Annotated in this window: 20 protein-coding genes, 1 tRNA gene, 1 other RNA gene and 1 riboswitch; of the genes, 11 read left to right on the top strand and 11 right to left on the bottom strand. The window is 50.4% G+C overall.

Going from position 1 to position 20,291, the window contains the following annotated elements; translation table 11 throughout:
* Window positions 1-111: 111 nt before the first annotated feature.
* On the bottom strand, window positions 112-708 hold the full coding sequence (locus H4F65_RS02440) for a thymidine kinase (RefSeq protein ID WP_039319566.1): 597 nt from the start codon (window positions 706-708) through the stop codon (window positions 112-114).
* A 663-nt stretch (window positions 709-1,371) separates the two neighbouring features.
* Between H4F65_RS02440 and hns the strand changes: the two genes are divergently transcribed.
* A complete protein-coding gene (hns, locus tag H4F65_RS02435) occupies window positions 1,372-1,779 on the top strand; it encodes a histone-like nucleoid-structuring protein H-NS (RefSeq protein WP_010275331.1) in 408 nt (135 codons plus the stop codon).
* A 146-nt stretch (window positions 1,780-1,925) separates the two neighbouring features.
* Here hns and galU read toward each other — a convergent pair whose 3' ends face one another.
* From galU to rssA, 3 genes are all read right to left on the bottom strand, one after another.
* On the bottom strand, window positions 1,926-2,837 hold the full coding sequence (gene galU / locus H4F65_RS02430) for a UTP--glucose-1-phosphate uridylyltransferase GalU (RefSeq protein WP_010275334.1): 912 nt from the start codon (window positions 2,835-2,837) through the stop codon (window positions 1,926-1,928).
* Window positions 2,838-3,042: 205 nt separating this feature from the next.
* The gene (gene rssB / locus H4F65_RS02425) at window positions 3,043-4,059 is read right to left on the bottom strand and encodes a two-component system response regulator RssB (protein WP_010275338.1); all 1,017 of its coding nucleotides are present in this window, start codon (window positions 4,057-4,059) and stop codon (window positions 3,043-3,045) included.
* A gap of 118 nt (window positions 4,060-4,177) precedes the next feature.
* Entirely contained in the window at window positions 4,178-5,083 is a 906-nt protein-coding gene (rssA, locus tag H4F65_RS02420; protein ID WP_010275342.1) for a patatin-like phospholipase RssA, read from the bottom strand.
* 132 nt (window positions 5,084-5,215) lie between these two features.
* On the opposite strand from rssA, the gene H4F65_RS02415 reads away from it, so the two are divergent.
* From H4F65_RS02415 to H4F65_RS02400, 4 genes are all read left to right on the top strand, one after another.
* Window positions 5,216-5,683 (top strand): YchJ family protein, encoded by a 468-nt coding sequence (locus H4F65_RS02415; RefSeq protein ID WP_010275345.1) that lies wholly within the window; start codon window positions 5,216-5,218, stop codon window positions 5,681-5,683.
* 82 nt (window positions 5,684-5,765) lie between these two features.
* Window positions 5,766-6,614: a formyltetrahydrofolate deformylase gene (gene purU / locus H4F65_RS02410; RefSeq protein WP_010275347.1), complete on the top strand. Its 849-nt coding sequence runs from the start codon at window positions 5,766-5,768 to the stop codon at window positions 6,612-6,614.
* A 154-nt stretch (window positions 6,615-6,768) separates the two neighbouring features.
* Window positions 6,769-6,853 (top strand) — tRNA-Tyr (locus tag H4F65_RS02405).
* 47 nt (window positions 6,854-6,900) lie between these two features.
* Window positions 6,901-7,030: non-coding RNA, RtT sRNA (locus tag H4F65_RS02400), on the top strand.
* A 183-nt stretch (window positions 7,031-7,213) separates the two neighbouring features.
* Here H4F65_RS02400 and H4F65_RS02395 read toward each other — a convergent pair.
* Window positions 7,214-7,840: a trimeric intracellular cation channel family protein gene (locus H4F65_RS02395; RefSeq protein ID WP_010275350.1), complete on the bottom strand. Its 627-nt coding sequence runs from the start codon at window positions 7,838-7,840 to the stop codon at window positions 7,214-7,216.
* 21 nt (window positions 7,841-7,861) lie between these two features.
* Window positions 7,862-7,957: riboswitch (glycine riboswitch) on the bottom strand.
* Window positions 7,958-8,258: 301 nt separating this feature from the next.
* On the opposite strand from H4F65_RS02395, the gene xthA reads away from it, so the two are divergent.
* Entirely contained in the window at window positions 8,259-9,065 is an 807-nt protein-coding gene (xthA, locus tag H4F65_RS02390; RefSeq protein WP_010275354.1) for an exodeoxyribonuclease III, read from the top strand.
* Between the two features lie 128 nt (window positions 9,066-9,193).
* On the opposite strand, the gene H4F65_RS02385 is transcribed toward xthA, so the two are convergent.
* The 3 genes from H4F65_RS02385 to H4F65_RS02375 all read right to left on the bottom strand — a co-directional run bounded on the left by H4F65_RS02385 (window position 9,194) and on the right by H4F65_RS02375 (window position 12,051).
* Window positions 9,194-9,481: a YnjH family protein gene (locus H4F65_RS02385; RefSeq protein WP_010275356.1), complete on the bottom strand. Its 288-nt coding sequence runs from the start codon at window positions 9,479-9,481 to the stop codon at window positions 9,194-9,196.
* The gene (locus H4F65_RS02380; protein WP_010275359.1) at window positions 9,478-11,403 is read right to left on the bottom strand and encodes a DNA topoisomerase III; all 1,926 of its coding nucleotides are present in this window, start codon (window positions 11,401-11,403) and stop codon (window positions 9,478-9,480) included. The genes H4F65_RS02385 and H4F65_RS02380 overlap by 4 nt, the downstream gene beginning before the upstream one ends.
* A gap of 96 nt (window positions 11,404-11,499) precedes the next feature.
* Window positions 11,500-12,051 carry an NAD(P)H nitroreductase gene (locus H4F65_RS02375; RefSeq protein WP_010275364.1) on the bottom strand — a complete coding sequence of 184 codons (552 nt, stop codon included), beginning with the start codon at window positions 12,049-12,051 and terminating at the stop codon, window positions 11,500-11,502.
* Window positions 12,052-12,319: 268 nt separating this feature from the next.
* On the opposite strand from H4F65_RS02375, the gene sppA reads away from it, so the two are divergent.
* The 3 genes from sppA to pncA all read left to right on the top strand — a co-directional run bounded on the left by sppA (window position 12,320) and on the right by pncA (window position 16,089).
* The gene (gene sppA / locus H4F65_RS02370; protein ID WP_010275368.1) at window positions 12,320-14,170 is read left to right on the top strand and encodes a signal peptide peptidase SppA; all 1,851 of its coding nucleotides are present in this window, start codon (window positions 12,320-12,322) and stop codon (window positions 14,168-14,170) included.
* A gap of 233 nt (window positions 14,171-14,403) precedes the next feature.
* A complete protein-coding gene (gene ansA / locus H4F65_RS02365; RefSeq protein WP_010275372.1) occupies window positions 14,404-15,423 on the top strand; it encodes an asparaginase in 1,020 nt (339 codons plus the stop codon).
* An 18-nt stretch (window positions 15,424-15,441) separates the two neighbouring features.
* On the top strand, window positions 15,442-16,089 hold the full coding sequence (gene pncA, locus H4F65_RS02360; protein WP_010275376.1) for a bifunctional nicotinamidase/pyrazinamidase: 648 nt from the start codon (window positions 15,442-15,444) through the stop codon (window positions 16,087-16,089).
* A gap of 51 nt (window positions 16,090-16,140) precedes the next feature.
* Here the strand turns inward: pncA and H4F65_RS02355 are convergent, their stop codons facing one another.
* Together H4F65_RS02355 and msrB are read right to left on the bottom strand one after the other, a co-directional pair.
* The gene (locus tag H4F65_RS02355) at window positions 16,141-16,419 is read right to left on the bottom strand and encodes a YeaC family protein (RefSeq protein WP_010275380.1); all 279 of its coding nucleotides are present in this window, start codon (window positions 16,417-16,419) and stop codon (window positions 16,141-16,143) included.
* A gap of 131 nt (window positions 16,420-16,550) precedes the next feature.
* Complete coding sequence (msrB, locus tag H4F65_RS02350) at window positions 16,551-16,970, bottom strand: peptide-methionine (R)-S-oxide reductase MsrB (protein ID WP_029367374.1); 420 nt, start codon at window positions 16,968-16,970, stop codon at window positions 16,551-16,553.
* A gap of 344 nt (window positions 16,971-17,314) precedes the next feature.
* Here msrB and gapA point away from each other — a divergent pair, with 344 nt between their 5' ends.
* Together gapA and H4F65_RS02340 are read left to right on the top strand one after the other, a co-directional pair.
* Window positions 17,315-18,310: a glyceraldehyde-3-phosphate dehydrogenase gene (gapA, locus tag H4F65_RS02345; RefSeq protein ID WP_010275387.1), complete on the top strand. Its 996-nt coding sequence runs from the start codon at window positions 17,315-17,317 to the stop codon at window positions 18,308-18,310.
* A 107-nt stretch (window positions 18,311-18,417) separates the two neighbouring features.
* Entirely contained in the window at window positions 18,418-19,287 is an 870-nt protein-coding gene (locus H4F65_RS02340) for a D-hexose-6-phosphate mutarotase (RefSeq protein WP_010275391.1), read from the top strand.
* A gap of 62 nt (window positions 19,288-19,349) precedes the next feature.
* Here the strand turns inward: H4F65_RS02340 and H4F65_RS02335 are convergent, their stop codons facing one another.
* Window positions 19,350-20,201, bottom strand: a complete 852-nt coding sequence (locus H4F65_RS02335) for an aldo/keto reductase (RefSeq protein WP_010275394.1) — start codon at window positions 20,199-20,201, stop codon at window positions 19,350-19,352.
* Window positions 20,202-20,291 lie beyond the last annotated feature (90 nt).

Here is a 20,291-nt window from a genome sequence, read left to right as displayed (position 1 = left end):
CAACGATGCCCAACCCTTTTAAGGTTGGGCATTTTTATTACTCGAACTCAGCATAGACACGCATCAATACGCCATTTATTCATCGCCCTGCCTGTCGGATATTTAATCGACTTACTCGCTTTCTTTACGGGTTAATCCCAGCGCAATTTTATAATGTTTACGGCACACGGAAACATAGCTCTCATTGCCGCCAATAACGACCTGCTCACCTTCGTGAACGGCATTACCTTGCGCATCTAACCGCAATACACAGTTGGCTTTACGGCCGCAATGACAGACCGTTTTTAACTCGATCAGCTTATCTGCCCACGCTAATAAATAGTGACTTCCGGAAAACAAATCGCCACGAAAATCAGTACGCAACCCGTAGCACAATACCGGGATATCTAATTGGTCCACGACATCGGAAAGCTCACTCACCTGCTCACGGGTTAAAAATTGACATTCATCAATTAATACACAATCTACGGGCTGAGCGCGGTGCTCTTTCTCCAGCAATCCAAATAACGGTGTCTGCGGATTAAACAATAATGCTGGAGAAGACAGGCCAATCCGTGAACTTACTATCCCCACACCATGCCGATTATCTATTTCTGCAGTGAACACCAGCGTGCGCATCCCACGTTCCTGGTAGTTATATGACGATTGCAATAGCGCCGTCGATTTCCCTGCATTCATTGCAGAATAATAAAAATAAAGTTGGGCCACTCGGTTACTCCAAAAGGCAGGCTATATACTCATAATACTTCAAGTTGCATGTGCGTTGGTGACGTTTAAATACTCGGCCCGTCGTGGGCCTCGCCCTAAAGGACCGCTGCAAGCAGCGTTCAAATCTGCTCCCGGCAGATTTGTCCCCCGAATCACTTACCTGTGTAAGCACATAAGGATTAAATGAGAGACATCTTGTCTCTCACCGGAGGCCAGCCGTTGGCTGATCAAATTCGTTCCCAACGAATTTGTCCTTCTCTATGTCGCCTGCCTGAAACTCGAATTATTTGGAGTATATGATCTTCGTGTCGTAAACACTTATTGTAACAACTCGTCTTCACGCTGCGCAATGGGCTATTCCTCGGCCACATTTTGTCCATACATCCTCCAGCGACGGTCTGTTATGATAAAAGATATAAACGTTCCTTATAACAACGGCGCGCATCAATAAGTCATTCTCTACCGTTTGAGGTAGAAAAACGGCATACCAAATGTATTTTTCTGATAACAGGAAAGTATTTATATTTATGTAACATACGATGTGAGATCTGTTTTAAAAATGATGTTTTTTAACAAACTTACAAATTTGACTATTGCAGAAAGGAAAATAGCACTCTATTATCTCACTACACGCCACCAATAATATTATTTGAGATTATCACAATGAGCGAAGCACTAAAGATTCTTAACAACATCCGTACTCTGCGTGCCCAGGCAAGAGAATGCACCCTGGATACTTTGGAAGAAATGCTGGAAAAACTGGAAGTCGTGGTTAATGAACGCCGCGAAGAAGATAGCCAGGTTCAGGCTGAAGTTGAAGAACGTGCGCGTAAATTGCAGCAATACCGCGATATGCTGATTGCAGACGGTATTGACCCTAACGAATTATTGCAATCTTTAGGTTCAGTTAAGGTTGCAGGTAAAAGCAAGCGCGCTGCCCGTCCGGCAAAATATCAATACACTGACGAAAACGGCGAACTTAAAACCTGGACTGGCCAGGGTCGTACACCGGCAGTAATCAAGAAAGCAATCGAAGAGCAAGGCAAATCTTTAGACGATTTCCTGCTGTAATCGTTTATAAGTATTGAATACGAAAAAACCCCCGATAACTATCGGGGGTTTTTCTTTGGTAACGAATATTGTAAAGAGAAAACAGATATGTCGCCATTTTGGCTGCTCTCTGTTTTTTGTAAACAGAGAGCAATCATTACTCTCTGTTATTTTTCTTCTGCTTCAATCGTTTCCTGCAACCACTGCGCAAATTCCTGGCCTAAACCATCATGGCGTAAACCATATTCCACGAATGCCTGCATATAACCTAATTTATTACCACAGTCATGGCTCACACCTTTCAAGTGATACGCTTCTACTGTTTCTTTTTCCATCAACATCGCAATAGCATCGGTTAACTGAATTTCATTACCTGCGCCTGGCGGTGTTTTTTCCAGCAGAGACCAAATATCCGCAGAAAGGACATAACGGCCAACGACGGCTAAATTAGACGGTGCTTCGGAAGCTTTAGGTTTTTCAACCACACCAACCATCGGTGCGCTATCCCCTGCTTTTAATTCCACGCCTTTGCAATCAACCACACCATAGCTACTTACATTTTCAACGGGCTCAACCATAATCTGGCTATGGCCTGTCGTAGAAAAGCGCTGCAGCATTTCGCTCAGGTTATCTTTCTTCAGATCGGATTCATATTCATCAATAATCACATCCGGCAGAATAACCGCGACAGGCTCATCCCCGACTAACGGATGTGCGCACAATACGGCATGGCCTAGCCCTTTGGCTAACCCCTGACGCACTTGCATAATGGTGACGTGCTTAGGACAGATAGATTGAATCTCTTCCAACAGCTGACGTTTAACGCGTTTTTCCAGTATGGCTTCCAATTCAAAACTGGTATCGAAATGGTTTTCGATAGAATTCTTAGAAGAGTGTGTAACGAGAATAATTTCATTAATCCCTGCTGCGATACACTCATTAACAACATATTGGATCAGCGGCTTATCTACCAACGGCAGCATTTCTTTAGGAATGGCTTTGGTGGCTGGCAGCATACGCGTCCCTAATCCAGCAACCGGTATGACCGCTTTTTTTACTTTTTTATTCACAATAGACATAAACAGCCTCTTATATACCGTTCAAATAATGAACTTTATTTATCTAATCAAGATAACCGCAAGAGTATAACGACTTTAACAAGAGCACGCTTGTCCCAACGTTACCGTTCAATAAAAATAAGATAACTCCCTACATAGTAGGAAATAAAAAATAATACCGAAAGATGGGTATTACCTGAAATCCGTACCCTCTCGCGCTATCAGACTATTCTGTAGTCAACATCAGTCGTAAACGACCGCCGCCGCCCCATATCTGGCATTGCCATGCTTCACACTGATAATTCAGCTGGTTGAGATAAGCGCCTTCAAGCGTGCCTAAAGGAACGCCGCTATTCAACGCTATCTGCTGTTCGTTAACATTCAGCGTCGCGTTTAGCCCGGCGGAAATGAGTATCAGTTGTTTTAACTGCTGGTGGTAATACCCTACGAGCAAAGGAAAACGACCGTCTAGGCTTGCCTGCCGCAACAACTGATTTACCTGCTTTAACAGCGTTGGAAGATACGGCAAACGGTGTTGTTGATCGGCCAAATGCTCTTGAAGCACCCCATTGAACAAGGTTCGAAGCAGTAAGGCTGCCAGCGTCCCACTATTATTGACGCCCTGAGTAACATCAAGGCAATAGAACGCTAACTCAGTCTCCGAAAGCGCGGCAATATCCAGCACCAGCCCCGGTTGTTCCGCCGCCGTTAACTGACGATAGTTAACACGGCAGCGAGCAAGCGTTTGCTGAACGGGCGGCTGTAGCTGAGCAAGCAGTTTGGTGACCGCTTCAGGAGATTGATTCAGGGAGTCCATGTCCTGCATGAGCTGATCCATCTCATTCAACTGTGAGGTGAACATATCGGGATACAGGCAGGACATCACGGCTTCACGCAAACGTGCATAATCACGAATCGGTTTTAGCAACACATCCTGAACACCGAGCCGCAAGACTTTGGCAATGTCCGCCATCTGGCTGGTTGCAGAAATGATCAGTATTGGCGTGTCGTTGTCTTTCAGGCGCAGACGTTCAAGGAACTCGATTCCTCCCATCGTCGGCATATTCAGATCGCAAATCATTAAATCGGGTTGGTAATGTTCAAGAGTACTCAGCGCATCTAATCCATTAATGGCTTCCTGAACTGAAGCCCCAAGAGAAGTCAGATAACCAGCGAGCACAGATCGAAAAACGGCCTCGTCATCAATGACTAAAATATGCTTACCCGCTAGTGGTTGTTCCATCAGTACCCCTTACTTCAAACACCGAATAATCACACCTGCTTTAGCGCCAGTGTGCCGGATAGACGGCACACCCTGTATTCTTCACTGCATGTGTTCTAACTGCATGCAGCGCGCTTCACTATGTCTCTTTCACTAGCGGCAACAATTCATCACGCATCTTTTTGACCGCCTTATAACCCGCCTCAATCCCTTCCTGCGCCCGATGAAAATCTAAGGTAGCAATCTGGGGACAATGCGGTTGCAGCAACACATCAGGCGGATCGCCTGCCATCCGCGTCATTTTCAACCGATTTTCCAGAATCTGGATCGACGTACTCATTATCTCCATCGCCGTTGGCGAACTTTCCGCTGGTTGACGGCGACCTCGCAGTAAGCGTTCCCGAATTCTGCTACGCCAATCTTGCGGAACATTCTCCACATCAATGTCTGACGCCGTCGGTTTGATCGACAGCAAATCCTGATGATTAAGGCTAGCGTCGTGCTGGAGATCAACTGCGATCACGATATCGGCTCCCATTGCCCTCGCCAGAGAAACGGGAACAGGGTTAACCACCGCACCATCCACCAGCCAGTAATCGTTAAATCGAACGGGGGATAGCAGGCCTGGCATACTGCAAGACGCACGCATAGCCTGATGCAAGTCGCCTTCCGTCAGCCAGAGTTCCCGCCCTGTACTGAGGTTTGTCGTCACTACGCCGTATTTGATATCGCAGTCTTCAATCTGTGTTGTATGTAACAAGTGCTTCACACTATTAAAAACACGATCGCCACGCAACAAACTACCGCGCTGCCAAGAGAGATCCATCAGTCGAACCACGTCCCAGTAACCAAACGCCCTCACCCAGCGCTCCATCGAAGATAGATTGTTTGTGGCATACGCCGCACCAACCAGCGCACCGATAGAACAACCAGCCACAATATCAACCTTTACTCCCATTTCGGTTAACGCATTAAACACACCAATATGCGCCCATCCTTTCGCTGCCCCTGATCCCAAGGCTATTCCAATTTTTTTCCGCTGCATGATCGATCCACCTGTCTTCATTTTAGCGCACATTGCTACACGTAGAGTTTCTTAGGTAACATATCGGCATCCTGCATAGTGATCTGTTTATTATCTATCAGTTTTTATCTTAAATTTTCTTCAGGAGATGTCGTGTCAGAATCTTGCCCCTGTTGCAGTGGATTGCAGTATAACGCATGCTGTCAACCCTACCTCACGCATGCCGCAACAGCGGCTGAGCCCGCCATATTAATGCGATCGCGCTATACCGCCTATGTCAAACACGATGTCGAGTACCTTATCGCCACCTGGCATCCCGACCTTCAGCCCGAAAAATGGCGCGGATCTCTCGCGGAAAGCTGCCAGAACTCACAATGGCTCGGCCTTACTATACTGGCAACGTCTCCCGGAAAAACGCCCGATGAGGGCTATGTGGAATTCGCCGCACGTTATATATCTGAAAGCGACAACCAGCGAACAGAAGTGATGCGAGAGCGCTCACGCTTCCTTCGCCAGCATAATCGCTGGTACTATATAGACGGCGTTCATTTGCAGACGGGCAGAAATGAACCTTGCCCGTGTGGTTCCGGCAAAAAATACAAAAAGTGTTGCGGACAATAGAACACAGGCAGTCGCCCACGCGGCCTTATTGCTGCGTTACCATAAGATCGTTATTTTCGTTTTGGACAGGATCCACACGCTCATGCAATCCCAAAATATACAAAGAAAAGTATTACGAACCATTTGCCCCGACGCAAAAGGGCTCATCGCAAAAATTACGAATATTTGTTATAAGCACGAACTGAACATCGTGCAAAACAATGAGTTTGTCGATCATCGCACCGGTCGTTTTTTCATGCGGACCGAGTTGGAAGGGATTTTCAACGACACCACGCTATTAGCCGATCTGGATAGCGCGCTTCCCGAAGGCTCTTCTCGCGAATTAACCGCAGCAGGACGTCGTCGCATTGTCGTTCTAGTGACGAAAGAAGCCCACTGTCTGGGCGATCTGTTGATGAAAAGCGCCTACGGTGGTCTGGACGTAGAAATCTCTGCCGTCATCGGCAACCACGATACCTTGCAGACGCTGGTTGAACGATTTGATATTCCTTTCCATTTGGTCAGCCATGAAGGACTGACTCGCGAAGAGCACGATCAAAAGATGATCGCGCAGATCGATCAATACAAACCCGATTACGTCGTGCTGGCGAAATATATGCGAGTTCTGACACCTGCGTTTGTTCAGCACTACCCGAATCAGGTGATCAACATTCACCATTCGTTCTTACCCGCCTTTATCGGGGCTCGCCCATACCATCAGGCTTATGAGCGCGGAGTAAAAATCATTGGCGCGACGGCACACTACGTCAACGATAATCTGGATGAAGGCCCGATCATCATGCAGGACGTTATTCACGTCGACCATACGTACTCAGCAGATGACATGATGCGTGCAGGCCGCGACGTTGAGAAAAATGTCCTGAGTCGTGCGCTGTATCGTGTGCTCGGACAGCGTGTTTTTGTCTACGGTAACCGTACCATTATTCTGTAATTGGCTGATCGGACATCTGTTTGTATAAGGATGCGCCGAACGGAATAAAAAAACCGCAACCGTATTTATTTTTGATATATACCGCTTTACAGGGGCGCGTCATTTGATATGATGCGCCCCGCTTGAAGCGAAAGCGTCTTGCAGCAAGGCCAGTGGTGGGGTTCCCGAGCGGCCAAAGGGAGCAGACTGTAAATCTGCCGTCACAGACTTCGAAGGTTCGAATCCTTCCCCCACCACCATTTCACAGCAACACTTCTGAATTACATACATCCCAACGCCAAAGTATCAAATCCCTGTCAGGGGAAGGTGAGAACCTTCGACCCAGGTTCGACAAAACCGGTACGGTTTTGAGCAACGCACAGCGTTGACCCGCAGGGTGAGGTGCGAAGCACCGAGTTATCCTTCCCCCACCACCATTTCACAGCAGCACTTCTGAATTACATCCCAACGCCAAAGTATCAAATCCCTGTTAGGGGAAGGTGAGAACCTTCGACCAAGGTTCGACAAAACCGGCACGGTTTTGAGCAACGCACAGCGTTATTTCCCCACCTTCACTCGCACCAATATCAGCACGCTATATCGAATGGGGAAAAATAGCCTTACGCCTTCCCTTTCCAGCGCCCAGGAACATAAGAGAACACAGGGAGCTGCCACGACCAGCGGATTGCCGCCAGACGCACGGCCAAGCCAATGCTGAATGACGCCAGCAGGTTAATATCGTGATTAACGTTAAGCGACTTTAGCCCAAGATAGAGAAGTGCGACTAAAAGCGAGACGCTAGCGTACAGCTCTTTTTTCAGCACCATTGGCGTACGGTTACAGAAAATATCACGCAATATCCCACCGAAAATTCCGGTTACGATACCCGCCATAACCACCACCGTCGTTGAATAATTCAGTTGCAGTGCGACGTTGCAACCAATGACCGTAAAGGCAATCAGCCCCATCGCATCCAGCACCAGAAAGAGCCGGTGCAGATGATGCATGAAGCGCGCAATGATAATCGTGAAAAGACCCGCACCAATGGTGAGGTAGATATAACCGGGATGCTGCGTCCAGCCGATGGGATAATTACCAAGAAGAATATCGCGGACGGTGCCACCGCCAAGCGCGGTGATAAAGGCAATCATGCCTACACCAAAAATATCCATATTACGACGCCCAGCGGCCAGCGCCCCGGACATCCCCTCTGCCGTAATCGCGATCAGATAGATGTAAATCAGCACACAAGTTATCCTGTGAAATGTGCCACTCCCTCTGTCCGCTTTACCTGAGAGTTTACGCAGCAAGGCTGCTTGCCCCTTCGGTGGGTTGCATGGCAACCTCTCTCCAGTTGGCTTCTATGGAATTCGCAGTTAGGGTAGCCTGAGCGATTATGGGAGTTTGCGCCTTCGGCGGAGCGCCATAGTATTACTGATACTATACGCCCTCTCTCCTGCGAGGTGCGGAGTATAACGGTCGACAAGCCTCGTGTTCAACTGAATATAAGTGAATCTTATTTTTAACGATTCTCATCTGCGCCAACCGTCTATGGAGCCACAGCAAGAAGCCCATCAACGCCGTTAGAAAGCACAGCCTCACCGTGACGGCCCCCCTCATTTTCTGCTACCATCTGGTCACATTTTTTAGCGAATGGCAGCGAACATGAAAGTTGTATCTTTTAATATCAATGGCCTGCGGGCGCGCCCTCATCAGTTGGCCGCCATTATCGAACAACACCAGCCGGATGTGATCGGGTTGCAGGAAACCAAAGTCCACGATGACATGTTTCCGTTAGAGGATGTCAGCCAATACGGCTACCACGTTTATTACCACGGACAAAAAGGTCACTACGGCGTCGCGCTGCTGTGTAAAACGCAACCCATTGCGGTTCGTCGCGGTTTCCCAACGGATGAAGACGATGCGCAGCGCCGGATCATCATGGCAGACTTTGCCACCGAGCACGGCACGCTTACGGTCGTTAACGGATATTTCCCACAGGGAGAAAGCCGCGATCATCCGGTGAAATTCCCCGCGAAGACGCGCTTTTATCAGGATCTACAAACCTATCTGGAACAACACCACAGCGCGACACAACCGCTGATTGTGATGGGTGATGTCAATATTAGCCCCACCGATCTGGATATCGGCATCGGCGAAGAGAACCGTAAGCGCTGGTTGCGTACGGGTAAATGTTCTTTCCTGCCGGAAGAGCGTGAATGGATGGCGCGTTTGCAACGCTGGGGGCTTATCGACACCTTCCGTGCCGCGAACCCAGACAGCAACGATCGTTTTTCGTGGTTTGACTACCGTTCTGCCGGGTTCGATGACAACCGCGGTCTGCGTATTGACCTGATTCTCGCCAGTACATTCCTGGCCGAACGCTGCGTCGCTACCGGTATTGATTACGATATTCGAGGAATGGAAAAACCGTCCGACCATGCACCGATCTGGGCACAGTTTTCGTTGTAGCGATTTTCGCTGTAAAGGCAATGCGTTGTAGACGTAATGCGTAGTAAAAATAACATCACCGCTGCGCATCAAAGTCACAGCGGTGATTAAAATTCGCAGAAGTAGTCGTGCTTTTTAACGCACAGTTATTACTTAACCAACTGCCATATCAGGTTATTCGTTCCCAGCGTTTGCTTGTCCCGCACGCATTGCAGAATCACCCCTTCGACCTTTACCACCGCGCCCTCAGAATAGTTCCGATTTTCATATACGCAGCAGCGCAGGCAGGTGTTATTTTGCTCACGCACCGTCGTCCCTGCGCCCCACACTTCCGGTGGAACAGGAACCACAATATCTGTTCCGCCACGATTAGCCTGCGCCAGCGTGGGCAGCACCAGCATCACACTGGCGAAACACAAAGACACTAACGATTTCATTGCTCCTGCTCCTTCGCTTTTTTAGTCTGAGGCTTACGCCGTTTTGAAGCACCTGACGGTGGTGCAGAAAGTCCTTTAAACGCTCTCACCGCGCCGTTCTGTTTCGCTTGCTGAATCAGCTCCTGCAAGGAGTAGGTCAACGGTTGCATAAAATCCTGATAGCGACATTTCTTCTCGCTGATTTGCGTCAACGTAGCTTCCCAATGTGCTGTCATGTCAGGATGCGCCGCGCTCGCAGGCAGTGAGTGAATCAACGCCCGCCCCGCTTCACTCGCGTGAATATAGCGGGCTTTCTTAAACAGAAATGTCCGTTTAAACAATAACTCGATAATACCCGCGCGCGTCGCTTCAGTTCCTAAACCATCGGTCGCCCGCAGGATTTTCTTCAGTTCTTTATCCTGCACAAAACGCGCGATGCCCGTCATCGCCGATAACAGCGTGGCATCGGTAAACGGCCGCGGCGGCTGTGTTTGGCGCTCAACGACCTCGCCGCGCTCACACAGTAATTCATCACCTTTTGCCACCACGGGCAACGGCATACCTTCGTTTTCTTCGTCCCGCTCTTTGCCGCCTAACAACGTGCGCCACCCGGCTTCGGCCAGGAACCGCGCTTTGGCAATAAACTTACCCCCCGCGATATCCAGTTCAATGACGCACTTGCGAAACACGGCGTCCGGGCAGAACTGCATAAAGTACTGCCGCGCGACTAGACCATACACCTTGCGCTCATTCTCCGTCAGCGAGGCACTTGCACTGCGGGCGGTGGGAATAATCGCGTGGTGAGCATCGACCTTACCATCGTCCCAGCAGCGATTACGTCGATCAACATCCATTACCGGCTGTGGCAGCAGATCGGGCTGGTGTACGGATATGGCATTCAAGACGGCATGACGCCCGGCAAAATGCTCCTCTGGCAGATAGCGGCAGTCAGAACGTGGGTACGTAATCAGCTTATGGGTTTCATAGAGCTTCTGGCACACGTCCAGCACCTGCTGCGCGCTAAGCCCGAAACGCTTTGCGGCTTCGATCTGTAACGTCGACAGCGAATAAGGCAACGGCGCGGTTTCTGATTCCCGTTTATCATTATAGCTGGTGACAATCGCAGGCTGGCCTTCGATACGCTTGACGACATGTTCCGCCAACGAGCGATGCAGCAATCGCCCTTCCTCATCCTGATAAGGTTCACAGGACTCGCTGGGCTGCCATAGCGCGACAAAACGCTCATCGGCAGGCGTCACAATATGGGCTTTCACTTCAAAGTAATCTTTGGAAACGAAGTTTTCTATCTCTTCATCTCGTCGCACCACCAGCCCCAGCACCGGCGTCTGCACGCGGCCAACCGACAGCACGCCGTCATAGCCCGCATTCCGCCCTAATATCGTATAGGCACGGGTCATGTTAATGCCGTAGAGCCAATCTGCACGGGAACGCGCCAGCGCCGACACGCACAAAGGGATGAACTCTCGGTTCTCGCGAAGACGAGAAACGGCACGTTCTACCGCCTGTGGATTGAGATCGTTAACCAGGCAACGACGCACCTGCTGGCGTTTTTCTTCCGGCAAGGAAAGATATTCCAGCACCTCATCCACCAGCAGTTGTCCTTCACGATCGGGGTCTCCCGCGTGAATCACTTCGGTAGCATCATTCAGGAGCTTTTTTATGGTGTTGAGCTGCTTACTGACCGAGGGCCGCGGCTGCAACAGCCATTTCTGGGGAATGATAGGAAGATCGGCAAGCGACCAGCGAGCATAGCGCGCATCATAAACATCCGGCTGCGCCTGCTCCAGTAGGTGCCCCACGCACCACGTCACAACATCATTCTGGCCGCAGGCAATAAAGCCATCGCCGCGTCGATGCGGTTTGGGTAACACGTCTGCAATCGCCCGCGCAAGGCTGGGCTTTTCGGCAATAAAAAGTCGCATTATTCACCATCAAGCAGACTGGGCATTTCCCGCGTAACTCGCGGGAAAGCACGCTGTAAAACGGGGTGGAAATCGATATTATTCAAGAGATGACGATCAGAAGTAGTGAACAAACGCGTCGGTATCAAGCGGCGTGACCGTCGTCGATGCTTTGAGCTGTGGCGTCCCCAGATAGAGGAAACCGACAATTTCATCCTGTTCACGGCAGTTGAACGCTTCACGCACCAGCGAATTGTGCGTCCAGGCACCGCTACGCCAGATACCGTTAAAACCCTGCGCCAAGGCCGCCATCTGCATGGCCTGAACCGCACAGCCAGCGGAGACAATTTGCTCCCAAAGCGGAACTTTCGGGTTCTCTTCGCAATGCGCAACAACGGTGATAATTAGCGGTGCACGATAAGGTGCCTGACGCGCTTTATCGATACCGGCTTCGTCCAACCCTTCCTGCTGCGCCGCACGAGTCAGTAGCGAACTAAAACGATCCAAGCCGTCATTTTCGATCATAAAAAAGCGCCACGGCTGCATCGCACCATGATCCGGCGCACGCATACCGGCGTGGATAATGTTATTCAATGCGTCACCTGTCGGTGCTGGCGCGGTCAGGCGCGAGGCCGAACGACGATTCAATAGCAATTCAAGAGCATCCATCGCACATCTCCTGTCTGGCAATATAATTTCTGCGGTACAACCCACTTCTACGGTAGAAACGACTGTACGGCAACGTTGCGCGCCACGTTAGCACAAGTAGAAGTTTTGTTACAAGATAACCCCGACAGGGCGCGCTTCTGCGGTGATTTAATGCTGACTTTTTACTGTCCGCTCATTAGGATACTATCACTCCTTGTGCTTCATCACTTGCCAGAGGGCGAGTTGAAGGACGTAGGGCACACGCTGTTTACCCGTTCATGGAGATATCATGCGCACATTGTGGCGAATTTTTAGCGGATTTTTTAAGTGGACATGGCGTCTACTTAATTTTATCAGAGAATTTATTCTCAATATTTTCCTTATTGCTCTGATTTTAGTTGGTGTTGGGATCTACTCACAGGTAAAAACGACGCCGGAAGAGGCCACGAAGGGTGCGCTGCTGGTCGATCTGACGGGCGTGGTCGTTGATCAACCCACCGTTAACAACAAGCTGCGTCAATTAGGACGTGAATTCTTCGGCGCATCGAACAACCGTCGCCAGGAGAACTCACTGTTCGATATTGTCGACAGTATTCGTCAGGCAAAGAATGACGACAACATCACGGGTATGGTGCTGGATCTCAGCGACTTTACCGGTGCCGACCAGCCGTCTCTGCAATATATCGGTAAAGCACTGCGCGAATTTCGCGATAGCGGTAAGCCTATTTATGCAGTCGGCGACAGCTACAACCAGTCTCAATACTATTTGGCCAGCTTTGCCAATACGGTGTCATTGACGCCACAAGGCAGTGTTGATCTACACGGTTTCGCGACCAACAATCTCTACTTCAAGTCCATGCTGGACAAGCTGAAAGTGACCACCAATATCTTCCGCGTGGGAACCTATAAGTCAGCTGTTGAGCCGTATCTGCGTGACGATATGTCGCCTGCTGCGCGCGATGCCGATGGCCGTTGGATCAATGCTCTGTGGCAACAGTATTTAAATACCGTTTCTGCTAACCGCCAGATTACGCCTCAGCAACTCTTCCCGGGTGCAACCAACATCATTGCAGGCTTGCAGGCCGTTCAGGGCGACACCGCACGCTATGCGCTGGATAACAAGCTGGTCGATGAAGTGGCATCACGTTCCGTGACTGAGCAATCGCTGGTTAAAGCGTTCGGCTGGAATAGTCAGAAGAACAACTTTAATTTCATCAGCATTTACGACTACACCATCAAACCACCGGCACAAAACAACAACCAGATCGCGGTTGTGTTTGCCAATGGCGCCATCATTGATGGCCCGGAAACACCGGGAATGGTCGGTGGCGATACCACGGCGGCACAAATCCGCGCCGCGCGCCTCGATCCTAAAGTCAAAGCGCTGGTACTGCGCGTCAATAGCCCTGGCGGTAGCGTCACCGCGTCGGAGCTGATTCGTTCAGAACTGATGGCGCTCCGTTTGGCGGGTAAACCGATCGTGGTATCCATGGGCGGTATGGCGGCATCGGGCGGCTACTGGATCTCAACGCCGGCTAACGCAATCATCTCCAGCGCCAGTACGCTGACAGGTTCTATCGGTATTTTTGGCGTGATTACCACGTTCGAAGATTCGCTGGAAAACCTTGGCGTCCACACGGATGGCGTAGCCACCTCGCCACTGGCCGATCTGTCGATCACCAAATCACTGCCGCCTGAATTCTCGCAGATGATGCAGTTAAGTATCGAACGCGGATATAAGAACTTCATTGATATCGTGGCGCAGGCGCGTAAGAAAACGCCGGAGCAAATCGATCAGATCGCGCAAGGTCACGTCTGGGTCGGTAGCGACGCGAAAGAGAATGGTTTGGTCGATCAGATCGGCGATTTTGATGATGCCGTGAAAAAAGCGGCTGAGCTGGCAAAACTGGGACAGTATCAGTTGAACTGGTATGCCGAACAGCCAGGTTTGCTCGACACGATGCTGAATCAGGTGAACGCTTCCGTTTATGCCCTGCTGCCCGTTGCCGTCCAGTCTATGCTTCCTGCTCCGGTCGCACAGCTGGCTGAAGCGATGCGGTCACAGCCGTCCATCATGAATAACCTGAACGACCCGCAGAACCGGTATGCATTTTGCCTCACCTGCGGAGAAGTCCGGTAGCGTTTACAGTAGCAGCCCATATGTACCCTAAATAATTCGAGTTGCTTGAAGGCGGCGACCGAACGAATCCCCAGGAGCTTACACCAGTAAGTGACTGGGGTGAGTAAGAGAAGCCAACGCACAAGCAGCTTGAAGTATGACGGGTCTAGCCCGGTAATAGTCATTGCTTATGATAGTATTACCGGGCTGCTTTTCCCTCTATAATTCTCGGTTTAATCCTGACTCACACCACCATGCGAAAGAAATCCATTTATGTCGCCTATACGGGCGGCACCATCGGCATGCAGCGCTCTGCTAATGGCTATGTTCCGGTATCCGGTCATTTACAACAGCAGTTGGCAAAAATGCCGGAATTCCATCGCGAAGAGATGCCGTCGTTCACGATTCATGAATATGATCCGCTGATCGACTCGTCTGATATGACGCCAGCGGATTGGCAATCCATCGCGGACGATATTCAAAACCATTACGATGACTACGATGGTTTCGTGATTCTGCATGGTACTGACACGATGGCATTCACCGCCTCCGCGCTCTCGTTTATGCTGGAAAATCTTGCCAAGCCGGTTATCGTGACAGGGTCACAAATTCCGTTAGCAGAATTGCGCTCGGACGGTCAGACCAACCTGCTGAACGCGCTGTACGTTGCGGCTAATCATCCGATTAATGAAGTCGCCCTCTTCTTCAATAACAAACTGCTGCGCGGCAACCGCACCACCAAAGCCCACGCGGATGGCTTTGATGCCTTCGCCTCCCCCAACTATCCGCCGCTGCTCGAAGCCGGTATCCATATTCGTCGGCTGGCACCGACCGTGGAATGTAGCAACTGCCCGCCGCTGAAAGTGCATCACATTACGCCACAGCCTATCGGGGTGATTACGATTTACCCCGGCATTTCTGCCGATGTCATCAGCAATTTCCTCCGTCAGCCGGTGAAAGCGCTTATCCTACGCTCCTACGGCGTTGGCAATGCGCCGCAAAGCCCCGGGCTGCTGCACGAATTACGTGAAGCCTCCGCACGCGGTATTGTGGTCGTCAACCTGACGCAGTGCATTTCTGGACGCGTAAACATGGGCGGCTATGCGACGGGCAATGCGTTGGCGCATGCGGGCGTTATCAGTGGCTTTGATATGACCGTCGAAGCCGCATTGACCAAACTGCATTACTTACTGAGCCAGCAAGACTTAAGCGCCAATGACATTCGCCAATTGATGCAGCAAAACCTGCATGGAGAATTGAGCGATAAAGATTGAGTTAATCACGGAGTCGTCATGAAGAAAGCATTGCTATTAGTTGATCTGCAAAATGATTTTTGTCCCGACGGTGCATTGGCTGTTAACGAAGGCGACCGCGTCATTGAGGTGGCTAACCGCGCTATTGAAGCCTGCGTAGCCGCTGGCGTTCAAGTGATTGCCAGTCAGGATTGGCATCCCGCTAATCACGGCAGTTTTGCTGTTAATGCGAATACCAAAGTCGGAGAACTCGGTGAGTTAAACGGATGGCCGCAGATCTGGTGGCCCGTTCACTGCGTGCAGGGAACCGCGGGCGCTGATTTTCATCCAGCACTGCATCAGTCAGCTATTCAGTGGGTAGTGCAAAAAGGGACTCAGCCGGAGATCGATAGCTATAGCGCTTTTTTCGATAACGGACATCGGGTGAAAACCGAATTGGATGCGTGGCTACACGCCAATCACATTACCCATTTGATTATTCTGGGGTTGGCGACCGATTATTGCGTCAAGTTCAGCGTGCTGGATGCGATTGCGCTGGGCTATCACACCGAAGTCTTGGTGGATGGCTGTCGTGGCGTGAATCTTTCGCCTGATGACAGCGAATCGGCGTTACGGGAAATGGCACAGCGTGGGGCGATACTGACAGATATGACGCAGTTTCTTACTACATTGTCAGCCGCTCACTAGCGCTATTGACAACCGAAATAGCGGCAGCCGTTGCGGCTGCCTGCTTACATTTCACGCATCGGGTTTTAGCGTAATAATAGCGTCAGCGATGTTAAACTCACGCTTCAGCTCCTGCTTGCTCTTCATCACGATTTCGCCATCAGTGCCAATCGTCATGTGCTCAGCCTGTTCGTTATGGCGAGCCTGCCACATCATCACCATTTGCAGGCAGTTTTCTTTCTGTTCAGCCGTCAACGCGACACCGTCTGGCCATTTGCCCAACTCCACCGCCGTGACTAGCCGTTGGTAAATTTCTGGCGTCATGGCGTCGATCAGATCATTGAGTTCCATATCCGGTTTCTGCTCCGAGAAAGGTCAGATTTATTCTTACTGGGTTCCTGTGCTAACAGCGTTTTTAGTAGCTGAATCGTTTAAAGCAAGCTATCATCTAGCTTATCGCCGTCGCACCTATCGCAAACAGATTACCCGTCAACGCGTTCGCCATCAACGTCGTCGATGAAACTCAGTGAAGCAGAATTCACGCAGTAACGTTCGCCCGTGGTTTTCGGGCCATCAGGGAACACGTGCCCCAAGTGCGCATCACACTGCCCACAGCGGATCTCGATACGGCGCATATTGTGTGAATCATCTTCCAGATAGCGAATCGCCTCTGAGGAGACCGGTTGATCGAAGCTCGGCCAGCCACAGCCGGAGTCGTATTTGCTGTCGGAATAAAACAGCGGAGCCTGGCAGCACAGACAGTGATAAGCGCCAGTGCGCTTGTTATGCAGCAATTTGCCTGAAAACGCAGGTTCCGTACCGCGTTGCTGGGTGACATAGCGCTGCATCTCTGTCAATTCAGTATTGTCGGATGGGGTACGCGAAGCAGAGTCGTTAGTCATAGGAAGTCTCACGGCGGGTGTTATCAATTCAATTAATCGTTGATTATAACAAAAAATTAACAACCTAACAGGCTGTTCTGGCCTAATATTAGGAATGTTATTAGCATCAATATTTAATTGTGATACACATCACATATTGAGATCACACAGGCTTTATATGATGCATTTCACCCTCATATCAGGCTTAGATGTTACTTAGTTACAGGGTCGAGCGGTTTTCGCACAAAGTTTGGTCATAGGTTTGACTTACAGCAACTATTGACACGATTCCGCTTGACGCTCAGCAAGGTTTTTGTAATTTTACAACCAACCTTTTATTCACAAACCAATAGCTGGTGGAATATATGACTATCAAAGTAGGTATCAACGGTTTTGGCCGTATCGGCCGTATTGTTTTCCGCGCTGCGCAAGAGCGTTCTGACATCGAGATCGTTGCAATCAACGACCTGTTAGATGCTGATTACATGGCGTACATGCTGAAGTACGACTCAACTCATGGTCGTTTCAACGGCACCGTTGAAGTTAAAGATGGCCACCTGGTTGTTAACGGCAAAACCATTCGTGTTACCGCAGAGCGCGATCCTGCAAACCTGAAGTGGAACGAAGTCAACGTGGACGTTGTTGCTGAAGCAACTGGCCTGTTCCTGACTGACGACACTGCACGTAAACACATCGCTGCTGGTGCGAAGAAAGTCGTTCTGACTGGTCCATCTAAAGATGACACCCCGATGTTCGTTATGGGCGTAAACCACAAAACTTACGCAGGTCAGGAAATCGTTTCTAACGCATCTTGCACCACCAACTGTCTGGCTCCGCTGGCAAAAGTCATCAACGACAAATTCGGTATCGTTGAAGCACTGATGACCACCGTTCACGCAACCACTGCAACGCAGAAAACGGTTGATGGCCCGTCTCACAAAGACTGGCGCGGCGGTCGCGGCGCAGCACAGAACATCATCCCATCTTCTACCGGTGCTGCTAAAGCAGTAGGTAAAGTGATTCCTGAGCTGAACGGCAAACTGACTGGTATGGCGTTCCGCGTTCCTACCCCGAACGTTTCTGTTGTTGACCTGACTGCACGTCTGGAAAAACCTGCTTCTTACAAAGAAATTTGTGCAGCAATCAAAGCCGCTTCTGAAGGCGAGCTGAAAGGCGTTCTGGGCTACACCGAAGACGAAGTGGTTTCTACCGATTTCAACGGTGAAAAACTGACTTCCGTATTCGATGCTAAAGCCGGTATCGCTCTGAGCGACAACTTTGTGAAACTGGTTTCCTGGTACGACAACGAAACTGGTTACTCAAATAAAGTTCTGGATCTGATCGCTCACATCTCTAAATAAGCGTCAGCGATGATTCTGTGAAAAAAGGGCGACGTGATGTCGCCCTTTTTTATTGTTTATTGCAGATTTCTTTTTACCACGAAAAACAATCAAAAAAAGGCACTATCATGCATAACACAATGTTCTCACTCCCCGTCACGAAGCAAATTAGCGCCACCCTCACCCAGCGTCAGTTGGACCAATTACCTATCATCGTCGTTGATCACCCTGAAGTTCGCGCAGCAGTCGCATTACAAGGTGCGCATCTGCTCAGTTGGCAGCCAACAAACGAAGAGCCGGTGCTCTGGCTGAGCGACAATACGCCTTTTACTCATCACGTTGCTATTCGTGGCGGTGTCCCGATCTGTTTCCCTTGGTTTGGCCCTTTCGCCGATCCTAATCACGGTTTTGCCCGTCTGCTGCCGTGGGAATTTACCGCCCACAGCGAAGATGAACACGGCGTACAGCTCACGTTCACGCTGCGGGACAATGAAGAAACGCGCAAGAGCTGGCCGCATGCGTTCACGCTCATCGCCCGCTTCAAGCTGGGCAAGGAATGTGGCATTGAGTTGGAAGCGCATGGCGATTACAGCATTACCAGCGCGCTGCACACCTATTTCAATATCGGCGATATCAGCAATATCCGCATTGCTGGCCTGGGCGAGTCTTTCATTGATAAGGTGGATCAGGGCAAGCTGGCAACGCAGCAAGGCGATCTGGTCTTTACCGAGCGTACAGACCGCATTTATACCCAGCCGCAGGACACCAGTGTGGTACATGACGCAGTGCTGAAACGTGCTATCGAAGTGCACCATACGCACCATAGCGATGTCGTGTCATGGAACCCCGGTGCTGAGCTCTCTCGTACGATTAGTGATATGACCGATGAGGGATATAAAACGTTCGTATGTGTGGAAACTGCGCGCATTAATCAACCGTTTGTCGCATCCGCCAACGCACCAGCGCGTCTGGCAACGGTTATCCGCATCAAGAAATAATCACGCGATAGGTGTATGGCGGCCTAGCCATACACCCTCTTCTGTAAATCCTTTCGCTTCCGTTACACCACATCCAGATGCTGTTTACGCGTCGGCGGTGGAAAGGCCTGATCGAGCTGTGAGATATCTTCCTTCGATAGCACCACGTCCAGCGCTTTCGCATTTTCCTGAACATGTTTCACAGAGCTGGCTTTAGGAATCGCGATCACGCCCGGTTGACGAATTGCCCACGCCAGTAACAGTTGAGCAGGCGTGATGCTATGTTCGCGTGCAATGCGGTTCACTACCGGATGCGAGAATAACCCATCACGTAAGCGTCCGGCCTGCGCCAGCGGACAATACGCCATTACCGGAAGCTGCTGTTGCTGACACCACGGTAACAAATCAAACTCAATACCACGTGACGCCAAATGGTAAAGCACCTGATTGGTCATGCAGCGCTGTCCACCGTTTAGCGACCAGAGCTCCTGCATATCCTCAAGATCGAGATTGGAGACACCCCACTGGCCGATTTTTCCCGCCTGCTGTAATCGCTCCATCGCCGCAAGTGTATCCACTAACGGGATACCACCGCGCCAATGCAGCAGATACAGGTCAATGCGCTCGGTTTGCAGTCGCTTCAGACTGCGTTCACACGCCTGTATCGCCTTTTCGCCTCCCGCATTGTGCGGATAGACTTTCGACACCAGATAAACGCTATCGCGGCGGCCACGTATCGCTTCACCGACGACGTCCTCCGCCCTGCCTTCCGCATACATTTCGGCCGTATCAATCAGCGTTAGTCCAAGGTCAATACCCGTTTGCAGCGCCGTCACTTCCTGCGCTTTCATTCGGGCATCTTCGCCCATGTACCACGTTCCCTGACCGATCGCCGGTACGCGAGTGTCATCTGGAAAACGAATCGCTTTTGTCACGCGTTCCTCCTTGCCTGCCGTCAACGTAACGGGTTTGCCGTCAACCTAACATGGCGTTTGGCGCACCATAAATGTGCAAATGGGGTGATA

This window comes from Pectobacterium brasiliense (genome assembly GCF_016950255.1).
GTDB lineage: Bacteria > Pseudomonadota > Gammaproteobacteria > Enterobacterales > Enterobacteriaceae > Pectobacterium > Pectobacterium brasiliense.
The sequence above is the reverse complement of the archived record's forward strand: the minus strand, read 5'-3'. Positions and strand labels throughout refer to the sequence as shown.

Bases quoted from the DNA above. Each gene is read 5' to 3' on its own strand.
- hns (WP_010275331.1), top strand. From the start codon at position 1,372: ATGAGCGAAGCACTAAAGATTCTTAACAACATCCGTACTCTGCGTGCC.
- galU (WP_010275334.1), bottom strand. From the start codon at position 2,837: ATGTCTATTGTGAATAAAAAAGTAAAAAAAGCGGTCATACCGGTTGCT.
- rssB (WP_010275338.1), bottom strand. From the start codon at position 4,059: ATGGAACAACCACTAGCGGGTAAGCATATTTTAGTCATTGATGACGAG.
- rssA (WP_010275342.1), bottom strand. From the start codon at position 5,083: ATGCAGCGGAAAAAAATTGGAATAGCCTTGGGATCAGGGGCAGCGAAA.
- purU (WP_010275347.1), top strand. From the start codon at position 5,766: ATGCAATCCCAAAATATACAAAGAAAAGTATTACGAACCATTTGCCCC.
- xthA (WP_010275354.1), top strand. From the start codon at position 8,259: ATGAAAGTTGTATCTTTTAATATCAATGGCCTGCGGGCGCGCCCTCAT.
- H4F65_RS02385 (WP_010275356.1), bottom strand. From the start codon at position 9,481: ATGAAATCGTTAGTGTCTTTGTGTTTCGCCAGTGTGATGCTGGTGCTG.
- H4F65_RS02380 (WP_010275359.1), bottom strand. From the start codon at position 11,403: ATGCGACTTTTTATTGCCGAAAAGCCCAGCCTTGCGCGGGCGATTGCA.
- H4F65_RS02375 (WP_010275364.1), bottom strand. From the start codon at position 12,051: ATGGATGCTCTTGAATTGCTATTGAATCGTCGTTCGGCCTCGCGCCTG.
- sppA (WP_010275368.1), top strand. From the start codon at position 12,320: ATGCGCACATTGTGGCGAATTTTTAGCGGATTTTTTAAGTGGACATGG.
- ansA (WP_010275372.1), top strand. From the start codon at position 14,404: ATGCGAAAGAAATCCATTTATGTCGCCTATACGGGCGGCACCATCGGC.
- pncA (WP_010275376.1), top strand. From the start codon at position 15,442: ATGAAGAAAGCATTGCTATTAGTTGATCTGCAAAATGATTTTTGTCCC.
- H4F65_RS02355 (WP_010275380.1), bottom strand. From the start codon at position 16,419: ATGGAACTCAATGATCTGATCGACGCCATGACGCCAGAAATTTACCAA.
- msrB (WP_029367374.1), bottom strand. From the start codon at position 16,970: ATGACTAACGACTCTGCTTCGCGTACCCCATCCGACAATACTGAATTG.
- gapA (WP_010275387.1), top strand. From the start codon at position 17,315: ATGACTATCAAAGTAGGTATCAACGGTTTTGGCCGTATCGGCCGTATT.
- H4F65_RS02340 (WP_010275391.1), top strand. From the start codon at position 18,418: ATGCATAACACAATGTTCTCACTCCCCGTCACGAAGCAAATTAGCGCC.